The organism is Streptomyces sp. NPDC060194, assembly GCF_042728285.1.
Lineage (GTDB): Bacteria > Actinomycetota > Actinomycetes > Streptomycetales > Streptomycetaceae > Streptomyces.
Map to the genome: position 1 here is coordinate 1 of NZ_JBHWZH010000040.1, position 15,157 is coordinate 15,157.

The 15,157-nt window shown below is 75.7% G+C and carries 14 protein-coding genes and 1 other RNA gene; 6 read left to right on the forward strand and 9 right to left on the reverse strand.

Features of this window, described 5'->3' with window-relative positions:
- Positions 1–315: 315 nt before the first annotated feature.
- The 4 genes from ACFWEG_RS11665 to rnpB form a co-directional block, all read right to left on the reverse strand.
- On the reverse strand, positions 316–1,278 hold the full coding sequence (locus tag ACFWEG_RS11665) for a DMT family transporter (RefSeq protein WP_387212465.1): 963 nt from the start codon (positions 1,276–1,278) through the stop codon (positions 316–318).
- Positions 1,279–1,297: 19 nt separating this feature from the next.
- Positions 1,298–2,128, reverse strand: coding sequence for an AraC family transcriptional regulator (locus ACFWEG_RS11670; RefSeq protein ID WP_387212468.1), 831 nt, complete (start codon positions 2,126–2,128; stop codon positions 1,298–1,300).
- A 49-nt stretch (positions 2,129–2,177) separates the two neighbouring features.
- Positions 2,178–2,705, reverse strand: a complete 528-nt coding sequence (locus ACFWEG_RS11675) for a DUF1990 family protein (RefSeq protein WP_387212471.1) — start codon at positions 2,703–2,705, stop codon at positions 2,178–2,180.
- A 37-nt stretch (positions 2,706–2,742) separates the two neighbouring features.
- Positions 2,743–3,145, reverse strand: an RNA gene (gene rnpB / locus ACFWEG_RS11680) — RNase P RNA component class A.
- Positions 3,146–3,320: 175 nt separating this feature from the next.
- Between rnpB and ACFWEG_RS11685 the strand changes: the two genes are divergently transcribed.
- From ACFWEG_RS11685 to ACFWEG_RS11695, 3 genes are read left to right on the forward strand one after another with little or no spacing between them, the layout of a single operon-like run.
- A complete protein-coding gene (locus ACFWEG_RS11685; protein ID WP_387212474.1) occupies positions 3,321–5,054 on the forward strand; it encodes an FUSC family protein in 1,734 nt (577 codons plus the stop codon).
- 22 nt (positions 5,055–5,076) lie between these two features.
- The gene (locus ACFWEG_RS11690; protein ID WP_387212476.1) at positions 5,077–5,805 is read left to right on the forward strand and encodes a MerR family transcriptional regulator; all 729 of its coding nucleotides are present in this window, start codon (positions 5,077–5,079) and stop codon (positions 5,803–5,805) included.
- Positions 5,802–6,443, forward strand: coding sequence for a hypothetical protein (locus tag ACFWEG_RS11695; RefSeq protein WP_387212479.1), 642 nt, complete (start codon positions 5,802–5,804; stop codon positions 6,441–6,443). The genes ACFWEG_RS11690 and ACFWEG_RS11695 overlap by 4 nt, the downstream gene beginning before the upstream one ends.
- Here ACFWEG_RS11695 and ACFWEG_RS11700 read toward each other — a convergent pair.
- Positions 6,403–7,836, reverse strand: coding sequence for an RNB domain-containing ribonuclease (locus ACFWEG_RS11700; RefSeq protein WP_387212482.1), 1,434 nt, complete (start codon positions 7,834–7,836; stop codon positions 6,403–6,405). The genes ACFWEG_RS11695 and ACFWEG_RS11700 overlap by 41 nt on opposite strands.
- Positions 7,837–7,924: 88 nt before the next feature.
- Between ACFWEG_RS11700 and yaaA the strand changes: the two genes are divergently transcribed.
- Positions 7,925–8,692, forward strand: a complete 768-nt coding sequence (yaaA, locus tag ACFWEG_RS11705) for a peroxide stress protein YaaA (RefSeq protein ID WP_387212485.1) — start codon at positions 7,925–7,927, stop codon at positions 8,690–8,692.
- Positions 8,693–8,850: 158 nt separating this feature from the next.
- On the forward strand, positions 8,851–9,492 hold the full coding sequence (eda, locus tag ACFWEG_RS11710; RefSeq protein ID WP_387212488.1) for a bifunctional 4-hydroxy-2-oxoglutarate aldolase/2-dehydro-3-deoxy-phosphogluconate aldolase: 642 nt from the start codon (positions 8,851–8,853) through the stop codon (positions 9,490–9,492).
- A gap of 57 nt (positions 9,493–9,549) precedes the next feature.
- Here the strand turns inward: eda and ACFWEG_RS11715 are convergent, their stop codons facing one another.
- The 4 genes from ACFWEG_RS11715 to ACFWEG_RS11730 form a co-directional block, all read right to left on the reverse strand.
- Positions 9,550–10,158 (reverse strand): hypothetical protein, encoded by a 609-nt coding sequence (locus ACFWEG_RS11715; RefSeq protein ID WP_387212491.1) that lies wholly within the window; start codon positions 10,156–10,158, stop codon positions 9,550–9,552.
- A gap of 74 nt (positions 10,159–10,232) precedes the next feature.
- Positions 10,233–11,534, reverse strand: a complete 1,302-nt coding sequence (locus tag ACFWEG_RS11720) for a bifunctional RNase H/acid phosphatase (protein WP_387212494.1) — start codon at positions 11,532–11,534, stop codon at positions 10,233–10,235.
- 34 nt (positions 11,535–11,568) lie between these two features.
- Positions 11,569–12,312 (reverse strand): zinc ribbon domain-containing protein, encoded by a 744-nt coding sequence (locus ACFWEG_RS11725; RefSeq protein ID WP_387212572.1) that lies wholly within the window; start codon positions 12,310–12,312, stop codon positions 11,569–11,571.
- On the reverse strand, positions 12,309–13,139 hold the full coding sequence (locus ACFWEG_RS11730; protein WP_387212575.1) for a Nif3-like dinuclear metal center hexameric protein: 831 nt from the start codon (positions 13,137–13,139) through the stop codon (positions 12,309–12,311). The genes ACFWEG_RS11725 and ACFWEG_RS11730 overlap by 4 nt, the downstream gene beginning before the upstream one ends.
- Positions 13,140–13,443: 304 nt before the next feature.
- Here ACFWEG_RS11730 and ACFWEG_RS11735 point away from each other — a divergent pair, with 304 nt between their 5' ends.
- Positions 13,444–15,042 carry a hypothetical protein gene (locus ACFWEG_RS11735; RefSeq protein WP_387212497.1) on the forward strand — a complete coding sequence of 533 codons (1,599 nt, stop codon included), beginning with the start codon at positions 13,444–13,446 and terminating at the stop codon, positions 15,040–15,042.
- Positions 15,043–15,157: the final 115 nt, after the last annotated feature.

A 15,157-nucleotide genomic window follows, 5' to 3' on the forward strand; every position in this document is an offset into this window, starting at 1 on the left:
GAACGGACGCTTCCTTCGTACTCACCCTCTCGGGCTTTCCTCCGGGCTTTTCCCTTCGGTCTTGCGTCTCCGACTCTACCAGACTCTTTCGGGCCTGATTCCCAGTCAGCGGGAGTTGTCTTTGCGGCTGTTGAGCCGTTCCGACGTCTCAAACTCTAGCGCTTCATTCCCGCGACTCATAATCGAGCCGTGTGGAATTGAATTCGGGCACGCCGAATTCGATCCCGGAGGGAGATCGTGCTGGAGGTGAGGTGCCGCCTCAGCGGCGAGTGGCCGTCACAGAACCGTACCGGCCCCGTGACAACTCGCAGGAACTTACGCCCCTCGCGCCGCGTCGTCAACTCGAACCTCCGAGGGTGCCCCGACCGCCTCGATCGAAACCGGAGCGGCGTCTCCGCCGGCGCGGTCCGCATGCGCCCCGCCGAGCGTGGCGAGGACCGATCCGCCGAGGATCAGCGCGAAGGCGAGGCCGATGGTGGCGGTGAGCGGCTCGTCGAGGAAGGTGACGCCCGCGGCGACGGCGACGGCGGGGTTGACGTAGGTGATGACCGAGGCGCGGGAGGGGCCGACCTCGCGGATGAGCTCCAGGAACCCGACGAAGGCCAGGGCGGTGCAGAGGATGCCGAGGCCGGCCAGGGCGAGGAGGACCTCACCGCCGGGCAGCTCTCCGGGGAGCCCGGCGATACCGGCCGGCGCGTGCACCAGGGCGGCGAGGAGGAGGCAGGGGGTGACGAGCTGGAGCGTGGGAACGGCGGCCTTGAGGTGCCGGGCCGCGATGAGCGGGGCGAGCGCGTATCCGAACGCGGAGAGGAGCAGCTCGGTGATCGACCAGGCGTCGCCGCCGGAGAGGTGGGGGACGGTGAGGACGGCGACCCCGCCGAGGGCGAGCGCGAGTCCGAGGGCACGGCGCGGGGTGACGCGTTCGCTGTCGCCGAGGGCGAGGAGCCGGGCCAGGATGACGCCGAAGATCGGGACGGCGGCGATGAGGAACCCGGCCATCGAGCTGGAGAGGTGCTGCTCGGCGTCCGTGAGCGTCCACCAGGGGCCGATGATCTCGATCGCGGCGAAGGCCGGCATCGGCTTCCAGTGGCTCCGTACGGTCCTGGCGAGCCGTCCGCCGCGCAGGGCGAACGGCAGCAGGAGTGCCGCGCCGAGGGCGCAGCGGACGAAGACGACGGTGGAGGGCGGGAGGTCGCCGACCGCGACCTTGATCATCAGGTAGGGGATGCCCCAGAGGACGCCCATCAGGGAGAAGAGGAACCAGCCGCGTGCGCTCATGCGCCCACCCTGGCCGTCGTCACCTGCTCCGGTCTTGAACGCTGTTGCGGTACGCGGCCGGGGTGGAGCCGGTGACCCGCCGGAACCAGCGGGTGAGGTGGGCCTGGTCCGCGAAGCCGGCGAGTGCGGCGGCCTCGGCGGGCCGGTGGCCCGTGTCGAGGAGCGCGCGGGCGCGCAGGACGCGGTACTGGGCGAGCCAGGCGTAGGGCGGCATGCCGTAGGTGTCGCGGAAGGCGCGCAGCAGCTGGTAGCGCGACAGGCCCAGTTCGGCGGCCAGGGCGGCGAGGGACGGCGGCGCGGTCAGCTCGTCGGCGAGCCGGTCCCGTACGGCCTCGGCGACGGTGCGGGCGCCGGGGACGCGGTCACGGGTCGTGCGGACACCGGTGCCGTGGCGGCGGGCGAGGGCGGTGAGCAGCCAGGGGAGGCGGGACTCGGCCTCCAGGCGGTCGGGGCGGATGCTGAGCGCGGTGTGGGCGCGGGTGAGGGCGGCGGCGAGTCCGGGGTCGTGGACCACCGGGTCGCGGAAGAACGGCAGGGCGGTGGTGCCCTCGGTGAGCAGCGCGGACCGGGGGTACATCGAGCGGTAGGCGTATCCCTCGCAGCCGGTGGCCGGGCGGCCGGTGTGGGCCTCCTGCGGCATGAGTACGACGATCGACCCGGGGTCCGAGCGCACCCGGTCGCCCCGGTAGTCGATGATCTCGGAGCCGCCGAGGGTGACGCCGCCGGTCAGCTCCTCGTGGGCGTGCGGGGCCAGGTGGTGGGTGTCGAAGCAGGCGTCGAGCAGGTGCAGGGAGTCGCCTGCCCCCATGTCGACGCGCGCCCAGTCGGCGCGCTCGCGGCTGCCGGTCACTTCAGCCTCCCCCCGTCGGCCCGGCGCCCATTCTGCGCTCCCGGTGGTGCTACCCGCGAGCGATCCGGCGCAGGACCCGGGCGCACCGCCGGGCGTAGGCGTGCTGGAGGAGGGGGACGAGCGGGCCGGCGAGGCGAACGTATCGGGCGGCGGGGAGGCTGAAGGCGGTGACAGTGCACCAGACGGTCCCGTCGTGGTCGAGTTCGACGAGGAACGCCTCCTCGCCGTGCTCGGGGTGGCCCGGCAACGTGCCGTAGGCGAACCCGAGCCGGTCGGGCTCGTCGGAGGTCCAGACGACGACGCACGGCGCGCTGATCAGGCGGGTGATGGTGACCAGTACCTCCGCTCCGACCTCGGCCCGCGGCACGGGTGCGGTGAGTCGCAGGATGCCCGGCACGAGCGCGTTGTGCATCCGCCACTCGTTCACCGCCGCCCCGGCCGCCTCGAACGCGGCCCGCCCGTGTCCGATCCGGGCGCGGTGGCGCAGGTGCCGGTAGCCGGCGGGCAGCGGTGTGCGGGCGGTGGCGCCGGCCTCCGGGTAGGTGAGGCCTTGCGGGACGGGTCGGACGTGCTCCATGGCGGGGCCTCCGGGCCGAAGTCGCCGGGGGGGGCGACGGACGAGTCGGGCTGTACGCCGGGTTCTGTGCCTCGGGACCTCGCGGTCGTCGAGGTGACGGCCATCCATCTAGGACCGGCATTGCTGCCGGCCTCGTGCGGTCTACCCGCGGACTCGGGCGGGCAGCCCTCGATCGTCCGCGCAAGGCGCTCTTGCGAGTGCCTCTCTTGACCTTGCTCCTGGTGGGGTTTACCTAGCCGCCTGAGTCACCTCAGGCGCTGGTGGTCTCTTACACCACCGTTTCACCCTTACCCGGTGCCGGAGCGCCGGGCGGTCTGTTTTCTGTGGCACTGTCCCGCGGGTCACCCCGGGTGGCCGTTAGCCACCACCTTGCCCTGTGGAGCCCGGACGTTCCTCGGGGAGCCCCCGAAGGGTCTCCACGCGGCCGCCCGCCCGGCTCGTCCGCCGTGCGGAACAGTCTACGGGCCGGTCCGGGCAGGTCGACACCGCACGCGACCCCGCGCCCCCGCGCCCCCGCGCCCCCGCGAAAGATCACCGCGTGGAAACACGGACGTCACGGAATGTCCGGTCCGGCCCCGTACGTTCCGGGGCAGGACGATCGATTGGCGGTGCCCGATGGCGACCGACGCCCCCTGGCTGACCCACCCCGTGCGCGGGCTGCGCGGGCCCGTGCCGTGGGCGGCGGTGCTGCGCGCGGGGTGCGGGGTGGGGCCTGTGGTGGCCGGCGCGGTGGCGGCGGACGTGGTCGCGGTGGGGGTGATGGCGGGGCTCGGCGCGATGTTCGCGACGATCAACGACCGGCCGGGGAGGCAGGGGGCGCGCGGGGTGCGGGTGGGGGTGCCGGCGCTCGGCGGGGCCCTCGGGGCGGTGGCGGGCGCGCTGGTCGCGGCGTATCTGCCGGGGTGGTGGGCGGTCCCCGCGCTGGCCGCGACGGGGGTGGTCGCGGGGGCGGTGAGCGCGGTCGGCCCGGTGGCGTCGGCGACGGGGATGCAGCTGATGGTGCTGGCGGTGGTCGGCGCGGGGATGCACCTGGAGCTGCCGCCGCTCGCGCGCGGGGCGGCGCTGCTCGGCGGGGCGGGCTGGGTGGTCGCCGTCGGCGCGCTGCTGCCCCGGCCGCTGCGGTCCGCGGCGGACGGCCGGGAGGTGGTCGCGGCGGTGTACGACGCGCTCGGCGCGCTGCTCGCCGCGGTCGGGCGGGGCCCGGAGGCGGCGGAGGCGGCGCGCCGTCGGCTGACCGCCGCGTACGACGGCGCGTACCAGGCGCTCTACGCCCACCGCGGGACGCGGCCGCCGGCCGCGCTGCGGGCGCGGCTGGATGTGGCGGGGGCGCTGAGCGAGGCGGCGGTGACGCTGATGTGGGAGGCGCGGCACGGGGCGCCCGGCCCCGCTCTGGACGCGCGGGTCGTCGGGATGCCGGGGCGGCTGGCGTCGGCGGTTCGCCGCGGCGGGCCGGCGGGGCCGCTGGCGGCGCCCGCCCCGGACACCGCGGGCCGGGCCGCGCTGCACCGTGCGGCGCTGCTGGCCGCGGGGGTGTTCGACGGGGACGCGGCGCCGCCGGTCGGCGCGGTCGGGCCGGGGGCCGGTGACTACCTGCGGCGGGCGGCCGGGCCGGCGGGCCGGGAGTACGGGGCGCGGGTCGCGGTGACCGTCGCGGCGGCGTCGGCGGTGGCGCTGTGGATCGGCGCGGACCACTGGTACTGGCTGCCGGCGACCGCGGCGTTCCTGGTGAAGCCGGACATGGGGCCGCTGTTCTCGCGGGCGGTGACCCGGGCGTTCGGGACGCTGGCCGGGGTGCTGGTGTTCGCCGCGCTCTCCGCGGTGGCGGTGGGCGACCGCGCGGTGCTCGTGGCCGCCGGCGCGGCCGCGCTGATCCCGGTGGCGCAGCGGAACTTCGCGCTGCAGACCGCCGCGGTCACCCCGCTGCTGCTGGCCCTCCTCCAGCTCGGCGGGCAGCCGTCGGCCACCTGGGCCCGGCTCACCGACACCCTGCTGGCCTGCGCGGTCGTCCTCGCCGTCGGCCTCGTGCCCGGTCTCGGCGGGCCGCGGGCGCAGGTCTCCGTACGGATGGCGCTCGCGGAGCGGTCCGTCCGCGCGTACGGGGCGCGGACGCGGGCGGGCGAGGCGGAGTTCGCCGTCCGGCTGCGGCTGCGGCGCGAGGCGTACCGCGCGTTGGCCGACGCGCGGCGGACGGTGGAGACGGCGAGCGCGGAGCATCCGCCGTTCGGGCGGGACAGCGCCGGTCTGCTGCCGGTGGTGACGGAGCTGGAGCGGGCCGTCGACGCGGCGACGGCGGCGGTGGTGCGCCGCGAGCAGGGCACGACGGGCCGGAGGAGCTTGACCCTGACGTAGCGGCAACGTTTCTACTGGCCCCATGCGTATCGGAGAGATCGCCGCGCTCGCCGGGGTCACCTCGCGGGCGGTGCGGCACTACCACCACCTCGGGCTGCTCCCGGAGCCCGCCCGGCGGAGCAACGGCTACCGGCAGTACGCGCTGCGGGACGCCGTGCTGCTCAGCCGGATCAGGCGGCTGACGGAGCTGGGGCTCGCCCTGGACGAGGTGCGCGACGTGCTCGCGGACGACGCCGGGCGCGACCTCGAGGAGATCCTGCGCGAGCTCGACGCGGACCTCGCGCGCCAGGAGGCGGCGATCCGCGCCCGCCGCGAACGGCTCGCGGTCCTCCTCGCGGAGGGCGTCGGGGAGGAGGGCCCGGTCTCCCCCGCGCTGGCGGAGCTGCTGCGGAGGGTGCCGCCGGGCGACTCGCCGATGGCCGCGCGGGACCGGGAGATCCTCCCGCTGCTCGACCATCACGAGGGCGCGCCGGAGCTGTACGCGGCGCTCGGCGCGATGGAGCCGATGGACGAGCTCTACGCCCGTCTCGACGCGCTCGCCGACGCGGACGCCGACGACCCGCGCGTCGGACCGCTGGCGGCGGAGCTGGCGGCCGGGATCCCCGAGGAGCTGGTGCGCGGCGGCACGGGCGGTTCCGAGGCGTCCCACTTCGCCGACGCGCTGCTGGCCGGGCTGTCCCCCGCCCAGGCGGAGGTCGTGCGCCAGGTCATCGCCCGGCTGGGCGAGCGCGCGGCGGAGGGGGCGTCGTGAGCGGGGTGGCGGCGGGCGCGCCGCGACCGGCCCTCCTGCCGCTCGTGCGGCGGGTGGTCGCGCACGAGGCGCGCGTCTTGGCCGGGCTCGCCCGGTGGGTGCTGCGGCGGCGGGACGACGGGGGCGGGTCCGCTGAGGCCTTCGGGCACGCCCGGGACCAGGCCGCGATGATGTACGGGATGGCGTTCGTCTGCGTGGTCGAGACCGTCGCGCTGTCGTTCCTGCTGGCACCGTGGCCCGTGGTGCACGCCTTCGTGCTGTACCTGGACGTCTACACCGTGCTGATGGTCCTCGGGCTGCACGCGTGCTCCGTCACCCGCCCGCACCTGCTGACCGGTGGGCCGGACGGGGTGCTGCGGCTGCGGCAGAGCGCCTGGTTCGACCTGGCGGTGCCGCTCGCGGCGATCGACACGGTCGGCTGTGAACTGCGGGCCCCCGACCGGTCGACGAGGGTGGACGGCGTGCTCGACCTGCCGGTCGGCGGGCAGACGTCGGTGACGCTGAGGCTCACCGAGCCCGTCGAGGTGACGGGGTTCCTGGGGCGGACGCGGCGGGTGGAGGTGGTCCGGTTCCATGCGGACGCGCCGCGGGAGCTGGTCACGCGGGTGCGAAGAGCACGGTCGGGTCGGTGCGGGTGAGGCGGACGCGGAGTGGTTCGCCGAGGGGCAGGTCGGTGGTGTCGGACTCGACGCGGGCGACGATCGCGGGGTCGGTGAGGTGGACGGTCCCGACGCGCGGCCTGCCCTCCTTGACGTCGACGACCGCCGCGTCGAACGTCTCGCCGAGCCGGTCCCGTAGGAGCAGCGACTCGACGAGGTCGACGCTCGCGCGCTCGACGGCGTTGGCGCGGCGGCTGCCGTCGGCCATCTCCTGCGGGAGGGCGGGGAGGGCGTCCAGGACCCAGGAGGGCGGCTGTGCTCCCCCGGCCGCGGCGAGGCATATCTCGCCGGCGTAGCGGTCGACGAGGCGCCGCAGTGGGGCGGTGACGTGCGCGTAGGGCGCGGCGACGGCGGCGTGGGTCGCGGGTTCGGGCAGCTCGCCGCCGGTGAAGGGGGTGTAGCCGGCGCCGCGCAGGAGCGAGGTGCACTCCTGGAGGAACGCCGCGACGTGCGGGTCGCCGGTCGGGTCGAGCGAGCGGACCAGGGCCGCGTACGAGGTGTGGTGCGGCCAGTCGACGCCGAGCGCCTTCGCGACGCGGTGCAGCCGCCCGACGGCGCCGTCGGGGGCGGTGGGCAGGGTGCGCAGGATGCCCGTCCCCGAGGCGAGCATGAGGTCGGCGGCCGCCATGCCGGTGAGCAGGGAGACCTGCGCGTTCCATCCTTCGGCCGGCAGCGGGGCGCGGAAGCCGAGCGCGTAGCCGCCGCCGTCCTGCTCGACGACCTCCTGCTCGGGGACGTTCAGGGAGATGCCGCCGCGGGCCGCCTCTTGGGCCTCGCGCAGCTCGCCGATGGTCTTCAGAAGGGCCAGCGGGGCGTCGGCGGTGCCTGCGTCGATCTGCTGCTGGACGCCCGCGTAGTCCAGCTTCGCGCGGCTGCGGACGAGGGCGCGGCGGACGTCGGCCGCCGTGACGGCGCCGTCGGCGTCGAGGTCGATCCGCCAGAGCAGGGCGAGCGCCGTCTGCCCGGGGAGCAGGCTGGCGACGCCCTCGGAGAGGACCGGTGGGTGCAGCGGCACCTTCGCGCCCGGCAGGTAGTAGGTGTTCACCCGGCGGTGCGCCTCGGCGTCCAGGACGCCGCCCGGGGTGACGTAGGCGGTGACGTCGGCGATCGCGTAGGTGACCCGGTAGCCGCCGCGGGTGCGTTCGAGGTGCATCGCCTGGTCGAGGTCGGTCGACGTGGGCGGGTCGATCGTGAACAGCGGGACGCCGGTGGCGTCGTAGGGCGACGGAGGGAGCCGCGGGTCCTTGGCCGCGCGTTCGGCCTCGGCGAGGACGTCGGGCGGGAAGTCGCCGGGGACGTCGAGCTCGTGGCGCAGCGCGGCGAGGGCGGCGGGCAGGTCGGCACCGGAGACGTGGAGCTGGCGGCGGGGCATGGCACGAGCGTAGGGGGCGGGGGGTGGGGAGGCACCCCGTACGCTGGATCGGGGCTTTTTCGCCCCGGTCGAGCGTGAGGAGATCGCTGTGCAGGTGCTGCTGCCGCCGTCCGAGGGGAAGGCCGCGTCCGGTCGGGGGGCCGCCCTGGACCTCGGTTCGCTGTCCCTGCCGGGGCTGACGGAGGCGCGGGCGGCCGTGCTCGCGGAGCTGGTCGAGCTGTGCGCGGCCGACGAGGAGAAGGCCCGGGAGGTCCTCGGCCTGAGCGAGGGCCTGCGTGGGGAGGTCGCGAAGAACGCGGGCCTCCTGGAAGCCGGGACCCGGCGGGCCGGCGAGATCTACACGGGGGTCCTGTACGACGCCCTGGGGCTCGCGACGCTCGACACCGCGGCCCGGCGGCGGGCGGGGCGCTCGCTGCTCGTGTTCTCCGGGCTGTGGGGCGCGGTGCGGATCGGCGACCGCATCCCCTCCTACCGCTGCTCCATGGGCGTCAAGCTGCCCGGGACGGGGCCGCTGGGCGCGTACTGGCGGACGGCCATGGCGCCGGTGCTGCCGGAGGTCGTGGGCGAAGGACTCGTGCTCGACCTGCGGTCGGCGGCGTACGCGGCGGCCTGGAAGCCCAAGGGCGCGACCGCCGAGCGGACCGCGACGGTCCGGGTGCTGCACGCGCCGACGCGGAAGGTGGTCAGCCACTTCAACAAGGCGACCAAGGGGCGGATCGTGCGGAGTCTGCTGACGGCCGGGGCGGACCCGAGGTCCGTCGGCGAGCTGGCGAAGACGCTCCGGGAGCTGGGGTACGTGGTCGAGGAGGGGCGCGGGCACGGTGCGCTGGACGTCCTCGTCGACGAGGTGCACTGAGCGGTCGTCGTCCCGGGGGATATCGCGTCCCTTAGGAGGCGCGGTGGAAATCGCGTCCCTTAGGGGACGGTGAGTTATCGCGCGCCTATGGACGGGCCGTGTTGCGCATCGTGCAACGTTCGTTGCGTCGGGCGCTGCGATTGCGGAGGATGCGGGGCATGACCTCCTCCGTGCCCGGCACCCCTGCCGCCTCCGTGCTCGATCTCGCCCCCGTCGTCCCCGTCGTCGTCCTGGAGGACGCCGCCGACGCCGTTCCGCTCGCCCGGGCGCTGGTCGCGGGCGGGCTGCCGGCGATCGAGGTGACGTTGCGGACGCCGGCCGCGATGGACGCGATCCGGGCGATCGCGGCGGAGGTGCCTAACGCGGTCGTCGGCGCGGGCACGGTCATCACGCCGGGCGGGGTCGCGGACGCGGTCGCGGCGGGGGCCCGTTTCCTGGTCAGCCCGGGGTGGACGGACGCGCTCCTGGACGCGATGGCGGCGTCCGGGGTGCCGTTCCTGCCGGGCGTCTCGACGACCTCCGAGGTCGTCGCGCTCCTGGAGCGGGGGGTGCGCGAGATGAAGTTCTTCCCCGCGGAGGCGGCGGGCGGTGTGCCCTACCTGAAGTCCCTCGCCGGCCCGCTCCCCCAGGCCCGCTTCTGCCCGACGGGCGGGGTCGGTCCGGCGAACGCCCCGGCCTACCTCGCGCTGCCGAACGTCGGCTGTGTCGGCGGGACGTGGATGCTGCCGGGGGACGCGGTGGCGACGAAGGACTGGACGCGGGTGGAGAAGCTGGCGCGGGAGGCGGCGGGGCTGCGCTGAGTCGGCGAAGGGGCCGCCCGGGTGTCCGGGGCGGCCCCTTCGGGCGTGGCAGAGGGCTCAGTCGCCGAAGTGCCCGGAGGCGGCACGGGACGGTTCGGTAGATGCCGGGGCGGCTCCACTAGTCGCCGTGGCCTCCGTGTGCGCCCCGCGCAGCTGCTGCCTGACGCCCTCGAACCGCTTGATGTTGCGGCGCCGCAACAGGAACAGCACGCCGCAGAAGGCCGTTCCACCGACGATGAAGAGCAGTCCGGTCAGAGCTTCGCCGTTGACGATCGCCAGGATGCCGACGGCGACGTCCATGGCGATGAGCACGCCGAACGCCCAGTAGAACCTCCGCGCGGACATCTGTTCCAGCCTCCGCGTGACGAGCCGGTCCATGGCCTCGCGCTCGCGCGGGTCGTCGGGGATGTCTCCGCGCCTGATCCGTCGGTCGAGTGCGGGAACGTCGTCGGTCTCCGTTCCGGAGATCGTGCCGTCCTTGCGCTGCCGCATGCGGAAGAACGCCGCGTAGGCCCCCCCGACCAACCCGCCTCCGATCACGGCCGACAACCACTCGTCCATACCGCCGAACAGCAGCCGTACGGCGACGGACGCCACGACGAACCACAGGGCCATCGCCCACCAGCTCTCGTACCACCGCCGCTGCGCCCGCATCGACTCGGCCATCCCGGCCCACCTCCCCGCCCCGGGACGCGCCTCCCGCGTCCCCTTGGGCCGCGTGTGCCCCGTGCGGGGGCCTCTCAGGCCAGGTGGGACGTGTCGTTCAGGCGGCGGACGCTCGCGTTGCCGTCGGCGTAGTACGCGACCTCGGAGAACGACGCCGCGGACAGCTCCATGCGGAAGAGGGACTCCGGCGGGGCCCCGAGGGCCAGCCGCACCAGGGTCTTGATCGGCGTCACGTGGGTGACGAGCAGGACCGTGCGGCCCGCGTACCGCGCCGCAAGCTCCGTACGCGCCGCCGCCACCCGCTCGGCGACGTGCGCGAAGCTCTCGCCGCCGCCGGTGGGCGTCGCGTCGGGGGACGCGAGCCAGGCGGTGAGGTCGTCGGGGTACCGCTCGCGGACCTCGCCGAAGGTGAGGCCCTCCCACGCGCCGAAGTCGGTCTCGCGCAGGCCGTCCTCGACGGCGACGTCGAGACCGAGCCGCGCGGAGACCGCCGCGGCCGTCTCGCGGCAGCGCAGGAGGGGGGAGCTGACGATCGCCTGGACCGTGCCCCGCGCGGCCAGCGCCTCTCCGGCGCGCTCGGCCTGGGCGCGGCCCACCGCGGAGAGCATGGGATCGCCGCCGCCGCTGCCGGAGAAACGCTTCTCAGGGGTGAGTGCGGTCTCGCCGTGGCGGAGCAGGAGGAAGGTGGCGGGCGCGCCGAGGTCGGCGGGGGCCCACCCGGGGGCCGCGGCGGGAGTCGTCCCTGCGGAGCCGGGTGGTCCGGCGATGTCGAACAGCGTCGCACCGCCGGCCCGCGCGGACCCCGCCTCCGGGCCCGTAGGACCGCCGGCACCCGTCGGCCGCGCGCGGCCCGCGAGCGCGGCGCGGGCCTTCGCCAGGCCCGCCGCCTGGTCGCCGACGGGGCTGTCCGCCTCGCGCGCGGGCGCGTCCAGGGCCGCCGTCGACCGGGACGGCGACCACTGCTCGCCGCGCCTGCCCGCGTCCATCGCCTCGTTCGCGAGCCGGTCCGCGTGCTTGTTCTGCGCGCGCGGGATCCACTCGTAGGTGACCCGGTCGCGGGGGAAGACGGCCGCGGCCTCGGCGGCGAGCGGCTTCATGGCGGGGTGCTTGATCTGCCAGCGGCCCGACATCTGCTCGACGACGAGCTTGGAGTCCATCCGGACGTGGACCGTGGACTCGGGGTCCAGGGCATGCGCGGCCCTGAGCCCGGCGACCAGCCCGCGGTACTCGGCGACGTTGTTCGTCGCGACCCCGATGTACTCCGCGGCCTCGGCGACGACCTCGCCGGAGGCGGAGTCGACGACGACCGCGCCGTAGCCGGCGGGCCCCGGGTTGCCCCGGGAGCCGCCGTCGGCCTCGACCACGAAGGTGTTCACGCTGCGCTGCTCCGACGCGTATCGGGAGGGGTGCCTACAGGCCGGACTCGGAGGTGCGGACGAGGATGCGGCGGCAGTTCTCGCAGCGCAGGACCTCGTCGGCGGGGGCGGCCTTCACCTCGTTGACCTCGGTGATGTTGAGCTCCAGGCGGCAGCCCTCGCAGCGGCGCTGGTACAGGCGCGCCGCGCCGACGCCGCCCTCCCGGGCGCGGATCTTCTCGTACAGCGCGACCAGCGTCTCGGGCACGGAGCCGACGACGACCTCGCGCTCCTTGGTGAGCTTGCCGGCCTCGGCGTCGATCTCGGCGAGCGCGGCGTCCCGGCGGGCGGTGGCGTCGCCGACCTTGGCCTCGACGGCGGTGACCCGCTCGGACAGCTCGCCGATCCGCTCCTGGGCGGCCTCGCGGCGCTCCATGATCTCCAGGACGATGTCCTCCAGGTCGCCCTGGCGCTTGGCGAGCGAGACGATCTCGTGCTGGAGGTTCTCCAGGTCGCGCGGCGAGTTGACGCTGCCGGAGTCGAGCCGCTGCTGGTTGCGGACGGTCCGCTGGCGGACCTGGTAGACGTCCTGCTCGGCGCGGTTCTGCTCGCGGGTGGTGTCGCCCTCCTCGGTCTGAGCGGCGACGAGCAGGTCGCGGAGCTGGGCCAGGTCGCTGGTCAGCGTGTCGAGCTCGGCGTGCTCGGGCAGGTTGGCGCGCCGGTGGGCGAGCTGCGAGAGCTTGACGTCGAGGGCCTGGACGTCGAGGAGGCGGATCTGGTCGGCGGGCGCGGCGTTCAGTTGGGGGCTCCAGGGGAAGAGGTGTGGACGGTCCAGGGGTCGGTGGCCGTCTTCGAGACGTGGACCCGCAGGTTCCAGCCGTGACGGTCGGAGATCTCGTCGAGCTGGGCGGCCGCCTGCTCGCACCAGGGCCACTCGGTGGCCCAGTGCGCGGCGTCCAGGAGGGCGAGATCGGAGGTGTACGAGGCCTCGGACACGGGGTGGTGGCGCAGGTCCGCGGTGAGGAAGGCGTCGGCGCCCGAGGCGCGGACGGCGTCGAAGAGGCTGTCGCCGGAGCCGCCGCTGACCGCGACGGTGCGGATCGGGCGGGCCGGGTCGCCGGCCGCGCGGATGCCCTGCGCGGTGGCGGGGAGCCGGGCGGCGGCCAGCTCGGTGAGCTCGGCCAGGGTGAGCGGGGCGTCGAGCTCGCAGAGCCGTCCGAGGCCGCGGCGGCCCGCGGGGTCGGTGGCGTCGGGCACCAGGGGGCCGAGGACCCGCAGGCCGAGCGCGCCGGCGAGCGCGTCGGAGACGCCGGGGTCGGCGGTGTCGGCGTTGGTGTGCGCGACGTGGAGCGCGATGTCGTGCTTGATCAGGGTGTGCACCGCGCGGCCCTTGAAGGTGTCGGCGGCGACGGTCGTGGTGCCGCGCAGGTACAGCGGGTGGTGCGTGACCAGCAGGTCCGCGCCCAGCGCGACGGCCTCCTCGACGATCTCGCGGACCGGGTCGACCGCGAACAGCACCCGGTTCACGGGTGCGTCGGGGTCGCCGCAGACGGTGCCGACCGCGTCCCAGGACTCCGCCCGCTCGGCGGGCCACAGGGCGTCGAGCGCGGCGACGACGTCCCGCAGCCGGGCCGGGCGTGCGGTCTTCTCTGCGCGGCGGGCGGCCGGCTCCGCGTCGGGGACGTCGGAGGAGGTGCGGGCCGCGGGGGCGTCGGTGGAGGGCTGACGGGACACGCTGCAAGGCTACCTGCCCCGCCTCCGTGCCCGGGCGGTCGTCCGGGGAGACCGGGGGCCGCCCAGCACACCCGTCCTCTCGCGCTCAGTGGAACCCCGCCCGCCTCACACGTTCGTGTGATGCCCGGGCCGCTCCCCGGCTGCGCGCGGAGGCGCGAAAACTAGCTTCGGGCGGGACAGGAGGTGACGGCTCGCCATGACGGTCTTGGCCATCGAGTCCGCCGGGGACGGCGGGGACACAGTGGACGTGCGGGACGAACTGGAGGGAGGCCGACTGCCGGAGACGGAGGGGTGGCCGGAGCTGTCGGAGCCGGCGAGCAGCGCGGCGGACGGGGGCGCGGGGCGTGCGGAGGGGTTCGCCGACGGTCCGCCCGCGGCGACGCCGGAGGCGGCCCCGAGGTCGGAGGCGGCCTCGATGCCCGGGCTCGCCCCTATGCCCGGGCTCGCCCCGATGCCCGAGGCGGCGTCGACCTGGGAGAGCGCCCTGACGCCGGACGCGGCACCGGCGCCGGACGCCGTCCCGGCGTACCACCCGTTCCCCGGCCCGGTCCCGCCGATGCCGAGCACGGCCCCGCCGCGCCCCCCGGCAACCGTTCGCGGCCCCGACCCCGTCGCGTCCGCGGCGCTGACCGTCGCCGCCGACGGCTCGTACGCCGCGCGGCTGGTGCAGCGCGCGGAGGGCGCCTGGTGCCCCGAGCGGTGGACGCTCGCCGGTCCCGAGGCGTACGCGGTGGCGCTGCCGCTCGACCAGCCCGAGGAGCCGGACTCCGGGGTGCTCCCGCTCGTCGACGGCCGGGTGCTCATCCACCGCCGGATCGACGGCCGGCACCACTTCTCGCTGCTCTATCCGACGGGGCCGAGCCCGAGCACCGGCCAACTCCCGCTCGGCGCGGTCGAGGCGGACCACTTGGAGCTGCTGCCGCCGTGCCCGCGCGGGGACGGCGCGTACGCCCTGTCCGTCGGCGAGACGTCCACGACGCTCTGGCAGGTGGCCGGCGGGGCCTTCGGGCCCGAGCGGATCGCCGAGGTGCCGGGGCGGTGCGCGAGCGGGGTCTGGCTGGACGGCGAGGGCCGGATGCTCGCGCTCAACCGGTCCCTGGAGGACGGCGGGCCGGTCAAGGCGGTGGCGCTCGACCTGGCCGGGGGCGGCGCGGTCACCCCGCTGCTGCAGATCGCCGACGGCAGCGACGACCGGGTGCTGCTGGCCGATCCGGACAGCGGTCTGCTGCTCATCGGTTCCGACGCGCCGGGGCGGCCGCTGCTTGGCTGGGGGGTGTTGGGCAGTACCCGGCCGGTGCGCTTCCCGGAGTGCCTGCGCCCGCCGGGGGTGACGCTGACCCCCTTCGCGGTGCAGCCGGGGCAGGTGCTGACGCCGGAGAGCTGCGCGGTGGCGTTCCGGGTGGAGGACGACGGCGGCGCGCAGGGAGGTTCGGGCGGAGGCGCGGAGCGCTCGGGTGGGGAAGGGAGCTGGGTGGCGCTGTGGCGGCCGGCCCAGCGCACGGTCCGGCAGATCCCGGCGCCGCGCGGGTGGTTGGCGGGGGCGGGGCGCTGGTCGCGGGAGGGGTCCCTGCACCTGCCGTACGCGACGGCGGAGACGCCGTGCGGGATCGCGACGCTGCGGGCGAGCGATCCGAACGGGCTCGACCCGGTCGGGGCCGAGCCGCAGCCGGGCGGGGATCGCAACGAGGGGCGGCCCGCGGAGGCGCCCGGCGGCGCGGACGCCGACGAGGCGGCCGTCCCACGACCGGTGCCGCTGCACCAGGCCGCCCGGAGCGGGCGGATCGCCGCGCAGTGACTCCGGGTGGAGGCTGCCCGCCCGCTCGGTGGCGGACGCATGACGGGTGTCAGCAGCGCTGATGACATTTGTACCGCTCGATTGATGACATCCGTGTCTGTCGCGGTTCGTTCAC